Here is a 15,353-nt window from a genome sequence, read left to right on the forward strand (position 1 = left end):
CGGGCGGCCTGGACAAAAAAGAAATTCTGTTAAATATTGAACAAAAAAATTAAGCTTTAAGTATCTAAAATAATTGAATAATTAAAATATGGAAAATTCTACAATATCGATATTTGGCTCACTCTGGTCAAATATAGGGTGGATTCTTCTGCTTTTCTTTGGTGTGATGATTTTTAAATTATTCAAGCCATTTCTGAAAGGAAAGTTGGGAGAGTTTACCGTTGCTATGCATGCCAAACTTTATCTGAAAGATCCGCAATTATAGGTTTTTATGGGCTCATCAAAAAGCCTTTGAATCATTCAAAGGCTTTTGGGTTTTAAATATTTGAAGCTTTCAGTTTTTCGGTAATCTCGGCCAGAACCTTAATCCGTTTTACTTCATCCCATAAGGCTTTGGCTTCCGGATAATGTTTCGACATCATGCCCAGCCATTGCTTGTAGCGGCCAACCATGCCAATTTCAGTTTTTGCCGGCCCATTGATAAAACGAATTTGCAGTTGCAGCAGGTCATTCCAGTTCAGTAACGGTATATCCGAATTTTGACGGATACACTGGGTCAGGTCGGGTGTGGTGACTGCACCGCGACCAATCATCAGGTCTTCACAGCCCGACTCCAAACGGCATTGCTTGGCATCGGCATTGTTCCAGATTTCACCATTGGCAATAACATTGATCTTGAGTGCCTCACGAATCGGCTGTAACTGATCCCAGAATGCGGGCGGAGTATAGCCATCGGCTTTGGTACGCGCATGAACAGTGACCCAAGACGCTCCCGCATCTTCAATGGCATGCGCATTGTCCAGCATGAAATTGCGATCCATGTAGCCTAAGCGCATTTTGGCCGATACTGGAATGTGTGCAGGAACAGCATCACGCACAGCTTTGACTAACTCATGCACAACTTCAGGTTCATCCAGTAAAATCGACCCACCACGATGACGGTTCACGGTTTTTGCCGGACAACCAAAATTCAGGTCAATTGCCGGTGCGCCCATTGCGGCCACTTTGACGGCATTCGCTGCCAACATCTCCGGGTTATTGCCCAGAAACTGCACATGGACCGGCGTGCCGGCAGCAGTTTTGCCCTCATTTAACAGTTCCGGGCAATAGGTATGATAAACATGATCGGGCAGGATGGAGTCGGTGACGCGGATAAACTCGGTGACACACCAGTCAAAGCTACCTACGGATGTCAGTACATCGCGCATAATCGGATCGGTTAAGCCTTCCATGGGTGCAAGAACAAGTTTCAACGTGGCTACCTGTAAATTCGAAAAATGGAGTTATACGTTTTTTTACTAGGGTTGTCTAGCCAATCCAAATGTTTGCCAGTTAACTGGCAGCCAGCGTAATTGTAGCGAAGACCGAAACTAAGAAAAGAATGTCTGATAACTACCTCCCCCTTAATTTACAAAATAGTTGCTACTTGATTAATGATAAATGGGGATTAAGATTAAAAGCATTTAAAACGTGGCTTAAGCTGATTCAAGCACAAGCCAAGTCTTGATCAGAATTATAAACGGCGACATTGACCTTCTTTGTCACCATTGACTCGGTTATTACCACCGATCGGTTGAATCCGGTTAGATTCGCATTGCAAATTACCGTCTACCACATTGTCATTTACAGTAATTTTTTGGGTATTCTTTTTCAGCTGGATATCGCCTTCTACCTGATTGGCAGTAAGCTGGATTGTCTGACCATCTTCTAGCTGGATATTGCCGTCAATCTGGTTATGTTGTGCCAGAACCGAGCTAAAACGTCCTTTCGATTCCAGATTGCCATCAATCGCCGTATTTAAAATCACTGCTTGCGCACCCTGATACAGCATGACATTGCCTTTAATCGTGGCATTATCAATCTGACAGTGTTGACTGATACTGACATTGTCATCAATCGTACGATCTTTAATGCTACCGTGACAGTGATAATCTGCGAAACTTGCGCTCGATAAACAAAGAAATGCTAAACCTGAAATTACTTTTATCATCATGAACCTTAGTGTATTTTTAATGCGCCTTGACCATAATTTTTGAATATGACCGTCTGATGACAACACTTAGATATAATGTTAGCTTTCGGTTAGCGTACCAAAATCATTTCCAGTACAAACTTGGAGCCAATAAAGCCCAGTGCCAGCAGACCAAAGCCAATCAGGGTAAAACGCACCGCTTTCTGACCGCGCCAGCCAAATTTCCAGTGTCCAATAAGCAGGGCGCCATAAACCAGCCAGGAAATAATACTAAACACCGTTTTATGTGCCAGATGCTGGGCAAAGAAATTATCAATGGTAAAGAAACCAAAGCTTAGTGCCAGTGTCAGCAAAATGAAGCCGGTCATCAGCATATCGAACAGCAAAGATTCCATATCCTGATAAGAGGGCAATAAATTGACCCAGACCCGGCGTTTCTGTTTCTTTTTCAGTTCACGGTCCTGAAAACGCAGAATAACTGCCTGAATGGTGGCCATCAGCAGCACGGCATAGGCAGACAGAGAGAGGATAATATGAATATCCAGTCCCAAAGAGTTTTGTACAGTAATTTTGGCGGGCTGGGTAAAGGCAAAACCCAGAATCAACCCGGTAGCAGCCACCGGAATACCAATCAGGTTCAGTGCAATAATCGGCCGATATGTGCTATAGATAATACTCAGCAGTAACATCAATCCCGAGGTAAAGGAGAACAGGGCAAAGACGTCATAATTGATCCCCAGCGGTGTATACATATCGCCTGAGACCACCAGCGCATGCAGCAGCAGTCCTACCAAGGCAGTCAGGCCAACAAACCATTGATTTGGAGCACGTTTAGCCATCAAGTGAATGAACAGATACCAGAAGGAAGCGGTATAAGCGACTAATGCTAAGATCGTATAAACCAAGGGGAGGCTAACCATGTCAAACCTTTTTAAGGGTGATGAATATTCATTTATATAAATTCGCTGCGAACTACAGTATCCTATAGCATTCTATGCATAAATTTTCTATTTTAAGAAACAATTTTTTGCTACTGGCTATTTTAAGCGGATTTTGCAATGTTTGATACCTTAACAGAACGACTCACACAGAGTTTAAGAAATGTTACTGGCTCAGGGCAGCTAACCGAAGACAATATTAAAGATACGTTACGTGAAGTACGTATGGCACTTCTTGAAGCCGACGTTGCGTTACCTGTAACTCGTGAATTTATCGCGAAAGTTAAGGAAGAAGCATTGGGCCAGGAAGTGATGACTCAGTTATCCCCAGGGCAAGCCTTCGTCAAAATTGTCTATGACGAATTGACCAAAATGATGGGCGAGGCCAATGAAAGCCTTGACCTGGCAGCTAAACCTCCGGTGGTTGTGCTGCTGGCCGGTTTGCAGGGTGCGGGTAAAACCACCACTGCAGCCAAACTTGCACGCTTCTTGCAAGAACGTCAAAAGAAAAAAGTCGCGATGGTCTCTGCCGACGTCTATCGTCCGGCGGCGATTAAACAGCTTCAGACTGTTGCCGGTGAAGTTGGCGCAATCTTCTTAGAGTCGAATGCTGACGAAAAACCAATTACCATTGCCAACCGTGCCATTGAGCAGGCAAAAATCCAGTTTGCTGATGTGCTCATTGTCGATACCGCAGGACGTCTGCATATCGATGATGACATGATGGATGAAATCAAAGAGCTACACGCAGCGATTAATCCGACTGAAACCCTGTTCGTGGTCGATGCCATGACCGGTCAGGATGCGGCCAATACTGCCAAAGCTTTTAATGATGCCTTGCCTTTGACCGGTGTGATTCTGACCAAGACGGATGGTGATGCGCGCGGTGGTGCGGCACTTTCGGTACGTGCTATTACGGGTAAACCGATCAAGTTCCTCGGGATGGGTGAAAAGCTGGATGCTCTGGAGCCATTCCATCCGGAGCGTGTGGCACAGCGTATTCTTGGCATGGGTGACGTGCTGTCTTTGGTCGAAGAAGTTGAACGCAAGATCGACAAAGAAAAAGCCGAAAAAATGGCGAAGAAATTGCAAAAAGGCGGCAGCTTCAACTTTGAAGACATGCTGATGCAATTCGAGCAGATGAACAAGATGGGCGGCATGATGGGCTTTCTGGATAAACTTCCGGGCATGAGCAATGCAGGACTTCAAGATGCGATTGCGCAGGCGAATCCTGAAAAGCAAGTGAAGAAAATGGAAGCGATTATCCAGTCGATGACCATCAAGGAGCGCCGTAATCCGGAGCTGATGAATCCCAGCCGTAAAAAGCGTATTGCAGCAGGTTGTGGCATGGAAGTCTCAGAAGTGAACAAGCTGATCAAGCAACATGCGCAAATGGCGAAAATGATGAAGAAATTTGCCAATCCGTCGGGTATGGCAAAAATGATGAAATCACTCAGCGGTTTACAGAAACAGTTTGGCGGCGGCGGTGGCATGGGTCCACTGTTCGGCGGCAATGATAAAAAGTAAGATGTTGAAATAAAAAAGGCGCGCAATGCGCCTTTTTTATGGGCTAGTTTTTCTTGCGCTTTTGTTTAAACAAAACAACATTTGCTTACCCAAATCCTCGATAAAATCAGGCAGACTCAACAGCATTAAAATAAATAAAGGCAAAATGCAGATGGCTCAGGTGATTGTGGTGCATGGTTATACGGCCAGCCCGGAAGAAAACTGGTTTCCATGGATTCAGGAAAAAGCCCAGCAGGAACATGTCAGCTTGAAAGTACTCAGACTTGACCCATCGACCACGCCAAAACTGGAGGTCTGGGAACAGCAAATGCGTGAACAGATTGATGAAATAGATGAAAACAGTATTTTCATTGCACATAGTCTGGGCTGTCTGGCCACCTTGCATTATTTAAGCCGTGAACTAAAAAATCAGAGAATCAGACAGCTGGTGCTGGTTGCCGGTTTTAATGGCCGGCTCGGGCGTTTAGAGGAAGTGGACCCTTTTATTGATGCCGCTCAGGTAGATTTTGAGAGACTGAAACGTCAGATTGACGAGCGTGTGGTGATTTATTCGGAAGCCGATGACCGGGTATTGCCTGAATTTAGTCTAGAGCAGGCAGAAAGTCTGGATGCTATCGTGATCAGTGCCGAGCATCAGGGACATTTTATTAATTCTCAAGGCTGTACAGAGCTGCCTGAAGTCTGGCGGGTAATTGAGCCTTATTTAACTAAAATTCCCTCTGATTAAACTGTGCTAACTCGCTGATCCAGAGCTTAAAGGCTTTAGATACATGATTTATATAGCCGCTAATCTATAGACAAAAAGTATGCAGAGCAGAAGCCAGCACTGTTGGCATGCTCTTTTCTAAATAATAAAAATGAATACAGCAGCGAATCGTCTGCTTTCTTTAAAATTTAAAATAAGTCAATCACCATGACCCATAGAATAAAAAAAGTGTATATCGTACCCGACTATCAAGCCACGATTAATGATCACTGGTATCCATGGCTTAGCCATCAGATCAGGAGAGCCGGATTTCAGGCCAAGCGCGTCATACTGGCCAATCCATTTCAACCCGATCTGGACGAATGGCAGCAAAACCTGCAAGTGCAGATGCCGCAGCTGGATGAACACAGCATTATTGTGGCGCATGGGTTTAGTGCTTTGAGTGTCTTACAGTTTTTGCAAAAACAGCCGGGCTTTCAAGAACAAAAAATTGGAGGATTGGCTATAGTGGCGGGTTTTGATACGCCCTTGGTGGCTTGGTCCGAATTAAATAAAATGATTCAGACAGTACGATTAGACTTTAGGGGATTACCGCAACATTATCAGCGGGCAGTAATGTTTGTGTCCAGCAATGACCCTTATGTGCCTGCACCAGTTTCACTGCGGCTGGCTCATACCCTGAACGCTCAAATTTTTGAAATCAGGGAAGCAGGCCATTTTTGTAAACGGGACAGTTATACTGATTTTCCTCAGTTACTCACTGTGATCATACGTTTTCTGGCAAATGGTCTGCAAAATGCTGCAGGCCTTTAAGCAGCAGATCCGGTTCAATCACAGGGTCAAACTGTACCAAATGCTGGGCAAATAAGGGAGCATCGCCACCGGTCAGGATCAATTGTGCCGGAAAATGTTCCAGTACTTTTTGAATGGTACTGAGCAGTCCCAGCAAAATGCCATGATGTACGGCATCAATGGTATTGCGTCCCGGAGAAAGCTCCTCAAAGGCGGCATCCGGAATTTTAATGCCCTTGGTATTTTGAATCAGGGAATCGCGTTGCAAATACAGGTTCGGCAGAATATAGCCCCCGAGATGATATTGGCCCTGGGTCAGATCAATGGTCAAGGCAGTGCCACAGCTGATCACACAATAATTTTGTTCAGCTGATTTGGCGACTGCGAGCACTTGCAGCCAGCGGTCGATGCCCAGTTGGGATGGCTGGTCATAACCGCAGTGCAGTCCTGCATATTCAGCCTGCACTTTGGCACAGATGACGGGTACATTCAGCTTCTTGAGTATTTTTAGAATACGGTCATTACTTTTTTTATCCTGAACTGAAGAAACGCCGACTTGCTGCAAACCTAGCTCTTTAAAATGCTGGATCAGTCCAAGCAATAGGTCAGTGGGAGACTGTAAATGCAATTCAGCCGCATGCTCAATAATCTGATCCTGCTCGGTGATCCAGTATTTAAGCCGGGTATTGCCGATATCTAGCCATAGTTTTTTCATAGAGCTTGCTCTGTTCAGGTAGGGTTTTTAAGGCGAAGTTGACCCTGATAAAAAGCTTGAACACCCTGACTGGTGGCAATTTTTACTGCACCATCATCCTGAATGCCCAGAAAAGTTCCTGAATATTGCCCTTGCAGATCCGTGAATTCAACCGTTTGTTGTATAAATGCTGCAGAACGGTTAAAACGCGCCGCCAGATTTTGGCAGTCATAATTAAACCATTGACCGGCCTGCTGGATCGCCAGATAAAGCTGGGCAATCAGTTCCACTCTTGAGGTCGGCGTCAATCCCAACTCGCTTAAAGAACTGACCTGCTGGTCGGGTATCTCGGCAGAGAGCGGATCAATATTCAGGCCAACACCGACTACTACTTGCCGGGTTGAAATCGGTTCCACTAGAATGCCACCCCATTTACCTTGGGGGCTATACAGGTCATTGGGCCATTTGACTTGAAGATTCAGTCCTTGCAGGCTCGGCATTTGCAGGATATTTAACGCAATTTCCAGCGCCAGACGGCCATCTATTGCTTTTTGTGTATGTAGCAATGTGCTTAAATAGATATTTCCTTCAGGCGAGACCCACTGACGCTGGCGTTGTCCGCGCCCCTGGGTTTGTACCCGGCTACAGACCAGTACATGCTGTACATTTTTGCTGGCCAGTTCGCGTACATCATCATTGGTTGATGTGGTCACGGGCTTGATTAATAACACTTCAGGGAGTTGGCCTGCATTGCTTAAACGTTGCTGCAGTTCGCGAGTTTCTACATCCATTTGAATCTAAACGTGGTAAATGTCGTTATGGAGTTAATCATATATTTATTGATTGGTGCAATCGCAGGATTCGCCGCAGGCCTGTTTGGTGTCGGTGGTGGTCTGATCATTGTACCCATCCTGTACATTGTTTTTACCCAGCTCCAGTACGATCCAGGCGTGATTATGCATATGGCAGTAGGCACTTCTCTGGCCACGATTATTGTCACTTCGATCAGTTCGGTGATGGCACATCATCAAAAAGGTGCCGTTTTGTGGCATGTGTTTCGTAATCTGGCTCCCGGTCTGATCGTGGGCTCATTTTTCGGAGCGGGAATTGCAGATTATTTATCCGCTCAGGGCCTGCAACTCTTAATCGGTTTCTTCGCTGTCTGGGTCGCTTTCAGAATGTTTAAGGGTGCCCATGTACAGATTGATCCGAACCAGCAGCTGCCTTCGGCCCCCCTACAACTTGCAGCAGGTGCAGGGATTGGGGTGGCTTCAGCGATTTTCGGAATTGGGGGAGGCAGTCTGACGGTACCTTTTTTAAATCGTTGCGGCGTCGCGATACAAAAAGCAGTCGCGACCTCAGCGGCCTGCGGGCTCCCTATTGCAGTTGCCGGAGCGATCGGTTTTATTTGGTTTGGACAGCAGGCACAGGTCAATGTAGCGAATACCATCGGTTACATCCATATCTATGCTTTTATCGGGATTAGCCTGATGAGCTTCTTTACCGCAAAGCAGGGTGCAAAAGTGGCACATCGATTGTCTCCTGCGATGCTCAAGAAATGTTTTGCCGGCTTGCTGACCACAGTCGGGCTGTATTTTATCTATCAGGGCTTTATTGCCTGATTTGTCTCTTTTAAACCAGACTTGATCAGGAGAATCGACTTGTATTCTCCTTTTTATCGGGCTGGATTGGCTGTGCAGACACAAGATTGTCTGACAATGTCAAAGTATTTCCTGCAAAAAAACCGTTTAATCAATGAAAAGTCATTCAGAATGACTCCATTTGCATCAATAAAAATAAGACAGGAACGGTATGCAACAACAGGAAGCACACAGTTTATCTGTACAGATTGCCAAGCACATCAGTGAACAGATCATCCGGGGCGAGCTGGTCGAAGGCGAGCGGATTCAGGAACTTAGAATTGCGTCGGAGCTGGACGCCAGCCGCGGTTCAGTACGTGAAGCCCTGCTTTTACTGGAACGCACCCAATTAATTGAAATCTTCCCGCGCCGTGGAGCGATGGTCTCGGAAATGTCCGCTTTGCAGGTACGTGCCCTATTTGAAATGAGTGCCTTGCTTCTGGGGCAGATGGTGCATCGTATGGCTGAAAGCTGGCGTAGCCATGAAGCTGAGCGTATTCAGCTATTATTAGAACAATTGGAAGCCGAAACTCGCCAAGGTCATACTGAAAAGTTTTATGATTTAATCTTTCAGGGGATGGCCCAGCAACCGGAAATGGTGGGAAATCCTTATCTGATGCGCTACTACCAGGAACTATTACCCTCCTTGCGCCGTAGCTATTTTCTGACCCTGAATATTTCCAGACGTGAGCTACAAGAATCTTTCGAGCTGTTTAAGCTGGTTACTGAAGCAATTTTAATCCGAAAATCACATCAGGCCTCTTTATTTATGGAAGATTTTTGTCGACACTTACGCAACCTTGTGTTGGAATCTCTGACACGGATGAAACAAATTGAACTCGCGTGGGCCAGACGCTCACGACGTTAAATCAGGACACTATGCGTTTAAGCAGCTTAAAACTTTCAGGCTTCAAATCTTTTGCTGACAGCACCACGCTACACTTTAAAGATAATCGTACTGCGGTGGTCGGGCCCAATGGTTGTGGGAAATCCAATGTGATTGATGCCATTCGCTGGGTCATGGGTGAATCTAGTGCCCGCCAGTTGCGTGGTGGCAGCATGCAGGATGTGATTTTTACCGGAACCGCCAAGCGTAAACCAGTAGGCATGGCCAGTGTAGAATTACGTTTTGACAATACTTATGGCAAGCTGGGCGGGGCTTATAATGCCTATAGTGAGCTGGCTGTACGGCGACAAGTCAACCGGGATGGCAAGTCTGAATATTTCCTGAATGGCAGCAAATGTCGCCGTCGTGATATTACCGATATTTTTCTGGGGACCGGTCTGGGACCACGTTCCTATGCCATTATTGAACAGGGCATGATTAACCGTCTGGTCGATGCCAAGCCGGAAGAAATGCGGGTCTTTATTGAGGAGGCTGCTGGCGTTTCGCGTTATCAGGCCCGTCGCCGCGAAACCATGCTGCATCTGGACCACACTACACAAAACCTGTCCCGTCTGGAAGATATTGCTGCTGAACTGAAAGCTCAGCTAAAAACCCTGAAACGCCAGTCCGAAACCGCGATTCAATATAAAGAGCTGGAAGCAGAGATTCGCCGGATCAGGGTTGAAGTGCTTTCGTTCCAGTCGGAGCAGAGCCAGCGCCTGCAAGAAGAATACACGGTGCAGATGAATGAACTGGGTGAAAGTTTCAAGCTGGTCCGTTCAGAGCTGACGACGGTCGAGCATGACTTGGGAACCACCAGCGAGCTGTTCCAGCGCCTGATCCAACAATCTACACCGCTACAAAGCGAATGGCAGCAGGCTGAAAAAAAGCGCAGTGAACTGGAAATGACTTTGCAGCAGAAGCAATCCCTGTTGCAGCAGAACTCCAATAGTCTAATCAAACTGGAAGAGCAAAAAGCCCAGACCAAAGAACGGCTACAGTTGACTGAACTACAACTGGAAACCCTGCAAGCACAGCTTGAAGAACAGACAGTACAGCTACACCAACAGGAAGGCCAGAAGCAGAATCAAACGCAGCAGCTGGCAGAGCTTAAATCTCGGCAAGCAGCAGTCGCGGCCCAATTTACGCAAATTAAAACCCAGGTAGAGCAGCAGCAACAGCGTCAATCACAGATGCTGGCGCAAAGCGAACAGCTGGCAAAAAATATTGCCCGTATCGAGCAGCAAAAACAGACCTTGGCTCAGCAAGTTAGCCAGATTCAGCAGCAAGTACAGCAGGATGAGCTGGAACATGATCAGCAAGATAGAGCCCAGGCTGAACAGCAGCTTGCAGGCCATGAAGCCCGGCTGCAAGAACTCAAAACTCAACTCGAGCAACTTCAGGCAGAACAGGTCACGCATCAACAGCATCTGATGCAGCTGAAATCGAAAATTCAGGTGCTGCATTCAGAACGGAAAAACCTGAGCCAGCTACTGACCAAAGCCCATCCACCGGTCAAGACCGATAGGGTACAGCTCATGCAGGTCTTAAAGCTTCAGCCTCCGGCCAAAGTCCATGCCGCTTTGATCGAGAAGTTTCTGGCCAAATGGCTCTCGGCTCAAGTGCTGACACAAGATGAGCATTTTTTAGAGAATCATCCACGTCAGCTCAAGACGCAAACTGCGCAGCTCCAGATACAAATCGCCGGCTTGCCATGTCTGGCGGACTGGATTGCCGCGCCCCATTATTCACTCTGGCAGCAGGTCGCCGTTGCCGAATCTTTTCATGCCGCTTTAAGCCTGCAACCGCAGTTACAGCCGGGTCAGTCGATCCTGAGTCTGGATGGTTACCATGTGGGGCCAGACTGGGTCATTGCGCTGGATTATGATGCACATAGTCAGGCCGGACAGGGTGCGCTCAGCCATCGTATTCGTCTGGATGAGATTGAGCAGCAGCTTACTGAGCTTGAACCACAGCTTACAGAGGCGGAACAGCAACTCCCTGAGCTGAATCAACAGATCGCAGCCCTACATCACCAGATTCAGGCGAGTAGTGAGCAGCAGAAGCAGGCGCAAAAACAGTTACAACAACTTGATTTAAATATTGCCAAAGCCCAGAGTGCGACGCAGGCCTTTACGCTACAGAAGCAGCAGTTACACAATCAATTGCAACAGCTGGAAGAGCAGCTGGAAGAAGATACGATGCAGAAAGATGATCTGGAAATTGATCTGCATGCTTTAAACCTGAAACTGGAGCAGGCACTTCCGCAGTATAAAACCCTGCAATTTCAGCTGGAAGAACTGAATACTCAGCTGGAAGATGCACAGCAATTGAGCCAGCAGGTACAGCAGGAAGCGGAATTGTTGCGCCGGCAAAGTGTCCAGAGTCAGCAACAGCTCGAATTACTGGAAAAAGATCAGGTCTTTTTAAAACAGCAATATCAGCAGATTGCGCTCCAGATTGAGCAGGCCAAAAAGTTTGTTGATCCGGTACAGTTGGAATTACCCGCGCTACATAGCCAGTTTAAGGAACAGGCGCAGATCACGGAAAAACTGCAAAACACCTGGGCAGACTGGCAGCTTGAACTGAAGCAGTTGCAGGACAAACAGCAAAATTTAACAGAACAGCGACATCGCTTTCAGCAACAGGATGAGAGAATCCGAACCGAACTGGAGGCGAAGCGTCTGGCCTGGCAGGCAGCCAAATCAGATTTACAGCATTATTCAGAACAGCTAAAAGAGATGAATAGTGAGATGATTTCCGGTTTGACGCTGGATGTACAGGCACATCAGGCCAAGCTGGAAAAAGCCCAGGCTAAGTTTGACAAATTGGGCGCAGTCAATCTGGCAGCTTCCGCAGAATACGAAGAAGTTTCCCGACGTTATGAGGAACTCAGCCACCAGATGCAGGACCTGGAAAATACAGTGGAACAGCTCCAAGCTGCCATGAAAAGTATTGATCAGGAAACCCGTAAGCTGTTTATGAACACTTTTGATCAGGTCAATGCCGAGCTGCAACACCTGTTCCCGAAAGTGTTTGAAGGCGGTGAAGCCAGCTTGAGTCTTGAAGACGGATGGCAATCGGGTGTAAAACTGATGGCAAGACCCCCGGGCAAACGCAACAGTTCGCTGGCTTTGCTGTCTGGTGGTGAAAAGGCCCTCACGGCATTGGCTTTGGTCTTCGCGATTTTTCGTTTAAATCCGGCGCCATTTTGTGTGCTGGATGAAGTGGATGCACCGCTGGATGATGCCAACGTGGGACGTTTTTGTAATTTAGTCAAAGAGCTTTCTGAACACGTGCAATTTATTTATATTACTCATAACAAACTTGCAATGATGATGGCGACTGATCTGTTAGGTGTAACCATGCCTGAACCGGGAACATCAAAACTAGTGACAGTAAATTTGGAACAGGCAAAAGAATACGGCTTAGCTGCGGAGGTATAACATGGAAATCACCACAATTATCGGGATTATTATTGCAGTTGTAATCATGCTGCTCGGCATCAAAATGATCTTTAAAAAACCTGCTGAAGCTGTCCCTTCTCTTGATGCAGATCTCCATATTGACCCGGACAGCCAGACGCCCGTCATTCCACGTCATGTGCGTTCACAGCTCAACAAAAAAGAAGCAGAAGCGGTAGAGCGGGTAGAACCACGCCTGCATGAAGAAACCCCTGTAGCGCTGTCTGCAAATCCCGACCAAGTCGAACCGGGACTTGCAGATGCAGCAAGTGTGGCAAAAGCAGAAAAGTATCAAGCTGTTACAGCAGAGGCTAAACCTGTTCCAGAACAGCTGGAAGATACACCGGCTGACGTGGTAACCACTAAAGCAGGCTCAGAACCTCAAGCAGAATCTCAGCCGCAAGAGCAGATAAAAACTGAAGAAAGCAAAGCAGATATGACCGAAACGGTGCATGACTCAGCGCCTGAGTTCAGCCTGAACAGCAATATCGAAAAAGCTGAAATCTCTGAGTTTAATGATGAAAGCAGCATTCTGGATGCACATCTGCATGAGCAAAAAATTGTGGATGAAGAAAGTGCGCTGGCCAATGCTGAAATGATCATTTCATTGCATATCTATCCGCAAAACCGTGTACTGTCGGGTGATAAAACCCTAAAAGTCTTGTTAAAATACGGCTTGCGTTATGGCGAGCTGGCCTGTTTCCACCGTTATAGTGAAGATGGTTCCAAACTGCTTTTTTCGGTGCTGCGCATGACCGATACTGGCATGGAAGGCTTTGATCTGGAAACCTTATCTACTGAAGAAGTGAAAGGTTTGGCTTTCTTCCTGGCACTGCCGCATAGCGATGTACAAAATGCCTTTGATACCATGGACAGTGTTTCACGCCTGATTGCCCGCGAAGTAGACGGGATTGTCTATGATCAGAATCATCAGGAATTCACCCCGCAATTACGTGAATTCTGGCGTCATCAGGCCATCGATTACCGTGCCGGACAAACTGCTGCAGAAGCTTGATTTGCAATATTGAATCTGTAGGTTCCGATTTTTATAATAGCCAACAGCTGAATGTGTATAGGGCGGATTAACCGCCCTTTTTTATGGTGAAATTATGACCCAAGATGCCACTGTCATTGCGCAAATGCGTCAACTGATTCAACTGCTTGCCCGGCATAATCATGCCTATTATGTAATGGATCAGCCAACCATTGAAGACAGTGAATATGATCAGCTTTTTCATCAGCTTAAAGCGCTGGAACAACAATATCCACATTTGAGACAACCGGATACGCCAACCGACAAGGTCGGAGGGCGGCCGCTGGCAAAATTTGTTTCCGTGACTCATGCAGTGCCTATGCTGTCTCTGGGCAATGTCTTTAACCAGGATGATCTCTTTGCCTTTGCCCGCCGGATTGAAGAGCGTTTGCCAAAGCAGACAATTGAATATGATGTCGAATTAAAGTTCGATGGCCTAGCGATTTCTCTGTGGTATGAACATGGGGTACTGGTGCGCGGTGTCACGCGGGGTGATGGCGAAACGGGTGAAGATATTACCCAGAATGTCAAAACCATCCGGAACTTGCCGAAGTTTCTGGTAGCGGTGAATGGAATCATTCCAGAGCTGCTTGAAGTGCGCGGTGAAGTCCTGATGCCGAAGTCCGGTTTTGAACGCTTGAATGCCGCCAATCTGGACAAAGGGGAAAAAACCTTTGCCAATCCACGAAATGCTGCGGCAGGAAGTTTACGCCAGCTGGATCCGAAAATTGCCGCTTCACGCCCTCTGGCATTTTATGCATATGGGATTGCCCAGTGCGTACCGCATCATGGTCAGGACAGCATGTCAGCCAGTCTGGAATGGCTGAGCCAGTTCGGGTTTGCAACCGGAGAGCAGCACTTTATCTGCCAGTCGATTGAGGAAGTGCAGGCTGTTTATGAACGGATGATTCAGCAGCGGGCTGACCTAAGCGTGGAAATTGATGGCTTGGTCATTAAAGTCAACGACCTGAAACAGCAGCAGCAACTCGGCTTCTTGAGCCGTGAACCGCGCTGGGCCACTGCCTATAAATTCCCAGCCGTGGCGGCCATTACCACAGTTGAGCATATTGACTGGCAGGTCGGCCGCACTGGTACCTTGACCCCAGTGGCGCGCTTGAATCCAGTTGCAGTGGGTGGCGTCACGGTTTCCAATGTGACCTTGCATAATATAGGCGAGATTCACCGTCTGGATGTACGGATTGGTGATACCGTGAGTGTCTATCGCAGTGGAGATGTGATTCCTAAGGTTGAAAAAGTCTGGCCGGAATTTCGTCCTGCCGATGCACTTGAAGTTCGTTTGCCAGATACCTGTCCGGTCTGTGATTCACCAGTAGTTATGCCGGAAGGTGAAGCACTGGCACGTTGTTCAGGGGGGCTATACTGTGCAGCACAGCGGATCGAGGCGATTCGTCACTTTGTTTCGCGTAAGGCCATGGATATTGAAGGTCTGGGCGACCGCTGGGTAGAATCGCTGTTGCATCTGAATCTCTTGAAAGATATCTCGGATATTTACCATCTGCATGAGCATCGTGAAACCTTGCTTGGTATTGAAAAGATGGGAGCCAAATCGGTTCAGAACCTGCTGGATGCGATTGAAAACAGCAAGAAAACCACACTGGCAGCATTTATCTATGCACTCGGTATTCGGGGGGTAGGTGAAACCACGGCGCGGATGCTGGCCAATACCTTCCAGACTCTGGA

The 15,353-nt window shown here is 47.1% G+C and carries 13 protein-coding genes and 1 pseudogene; 9 read left to right on the forward strand and 5 right to left on the reverse strand.

Going from position 1 to position 15,353, the window contains the following annotated elements:
* Nucleotides 1-88 precede the first annotated feature (88 nt).
* A pseudogene (locus E2K52_RS15635) lies at nucleotides 89-259 on the forward strand (NERD domain-containing protein); the annotation flags it as partial.
* Nucleotides 260-317: 58 nt separating this feature from the next.
* Here the strand turns inward: E2K52_RS15635 and E2K52_RS10195 are convergent.
* The 3 genes from E2K52_RS10195 to E2K52_RS10205 form a co-directional block, all read right to left on the reverse strand.
* Complete coding sequence (locus E2K52_RS10195) at nucleotides 318-1,253, reverse strand: tRNA dihydrouridine synthase (protein ID WP_201798516.1); 936 nt, start codon at nucleotides 1,251-1,253, stop codon at nucleotides 318-320.
* A gap of 260 nt (nucleotides 1,254-1,513) precedes the next feature.
* Entirely contained in the window at nucleotides 1,514-1,993 is a 480-nt protein-coding gene (locus E2K52_RS10200; RefSeq protein ID WP_227548228.1) for a hypothetical protein, read from the reverse strand.
* A gap of 89 nt (nucleotides 1,994-2,082) precedes the next feature.
* The gene (locus E2K52_RS10205) at nucleotides 2,083-2,892 is read right to left on the reverse strand and encodes an inner membrane protein YpjD (RefSeq protein WP_151205019.1); all 810 of its coding nucleotides are present in this window, start codon (nucleotides 2,890-2,892) and stop codon (nucleotides 2,083-2,085) included.
* Between the two features lie 138 nt (nucleotides 2,893-3,030).
* Between E2K52_RS10205 and ffh the strand changes: the two genes are divergently transcribed.
* The 3 genes from ffh (at nucleotide 3,031) to E2K52_RS10220 (ending at nucleotide 5,956) form a co-directional block, all read left to right on the forward strand.
* Nucleotides 3,031-4,437 (forward strand): signal recognition particle protein, encoded by a 1,407-nt coding sequence (ffh, locus tag E2K52_RS10210; RefSeq protein ID WP_151205020.1) that lies wholly within the window; start codon nucleotides 3,031-3,033, stop codon nucleotides 4,435-4,437.
* 151 nt (nucleotides 4,438-4,588) lie between these two features.
* A complete protein-coding gene (locus E2K52_RS10215; RefSeq protein WP_151205021.1) occupies nucleotides 4,589-5,164 on the forward strand; it encodes an RBBP9/YdeN family alpha/beta hydrolase in 576 nt (191 codons plus the stop codon).
* 186 nt (nucleotides 5,165-5,350) lie between these two features.
* Entirely contained in the window at nucleotides 5,351-5,956 is a 606-nt protein-coding gene (locus E2K52_RS10220; protein WP_151205022.1) for an RBBP9/YdeN family alpha/beta hydrolase, read from the forward strand.
* On the opposite strand, the gene E2K52_RS10225 is transcribed toward E2K52_RS10220, so the two are convergent.
* Nucleotides 5,910-6,650, reverse strand: coding sequence for a type III pantothenate kinase (locus tag E2K52_RS10225; RefSeq protein WP_151205023.1), 741 nt, complete (start codon nucleotides 6,648-6,650; stop codon nucleotides 5,910-5,912). The two genes, E2K52_RS10220 and E2K52_RS10225, sit on opposite strands and share 47 nt — an antisense overlap.
* Nucleotides 6,651-6,664: 14 nt before the next feature.
* Complete coding sequence (locus E2K52_RS10230) at nucleotides 6,665-7,420, reverse strand: biotin--[acetyl-CoA-carboxylase] ligase (protein ID WP_151205024.1); 756 nt, start codon at nucleotides 7,418-7,420, stop codon at nucleotides 6,665-6,667.
* Nucleotides 7,421-7,447: 27 nt separating this feature from the next.
* On the opposite strand from E2K52_RS10230, the gene E2K52_RS10235 reads away from it, so the two are divergent.
* The 5 genes from E2K52_RS10235 to ligA all read left to right on the forward strand — a co-directional run.
* Nucleotides 7,448-8,251: a sulfite exporter TauE/SafE family protein gene (locus E2K52_RS10235; protein ID WP_151205025.1), complete on the forward strand. Its 804-nt coding sequence runs from the start codon at nucleotides 7,448-7,450 to the stop codon at nucleotides 8,249-8,251.
* A gap of 190 nt (nucleotides 8,252-8,441) precedes the next feature.
* Nucleotides 8,442-9,137, forward strand: coding sequence for a GntR family transcriptional regulator (locus E2K52_RS10240; RefSeq protein ID WP_151205026.1), 696 nt, complete (start codon nucleotides 8,442-8,444; stop codon nucleotides 9,135-9,137).
* 11 nt (nucleotides 9,138-9,148) lie between these two features.
* Complete coding sequence (gene smc / locus E2K52_RS10245; RefSeq protein WP_151205030.1) at nucleotides 9,149-12,601, forward strand: chromosome segregation protein SMC; 3,453 nt, start codon at nucleotides 9,149-9,151, stop codon at nucleotides 12,599-12,601.
* 1 nt (nucleotide 12,602) lies between these two features.
* Nucleotides 12,603-13,634: a cell division protein ZipA C-terminal FtsZ-binding domain-containing protein gene (locus E2K52_RS10250; protein WP_151205027.1), complete on the forward strand. Its 1,032-nt coding sequence runs from the start codon at nucleotides 12,603-12,605 to the stop codon at nucleotides 13,632-13,634.
* 94 nt (nucleotides 13,635-13,728) lie between these two features.
* Nucleotides 13,729-15,353, forward strand: a 1,625-nt coding sequence (gene ligA / locus E2K52_RS10255; RefSeq protein ID WP_151205028.1) for an NAD-dependent DNA ligase LigA, incomplete at its 3' end; no start/stop codon positions are given.

The sequence above is a fragment of the Acinetobacter sp. RF14B genome (assembly GCF_006864105.1).
Lineage (GTDB): Bacteria > Pseudomonadota > Gammaproteobacteria > Pseudomonadales > Moraxellaceae > Acinetobacter > Acinetobacter lwoffii_C.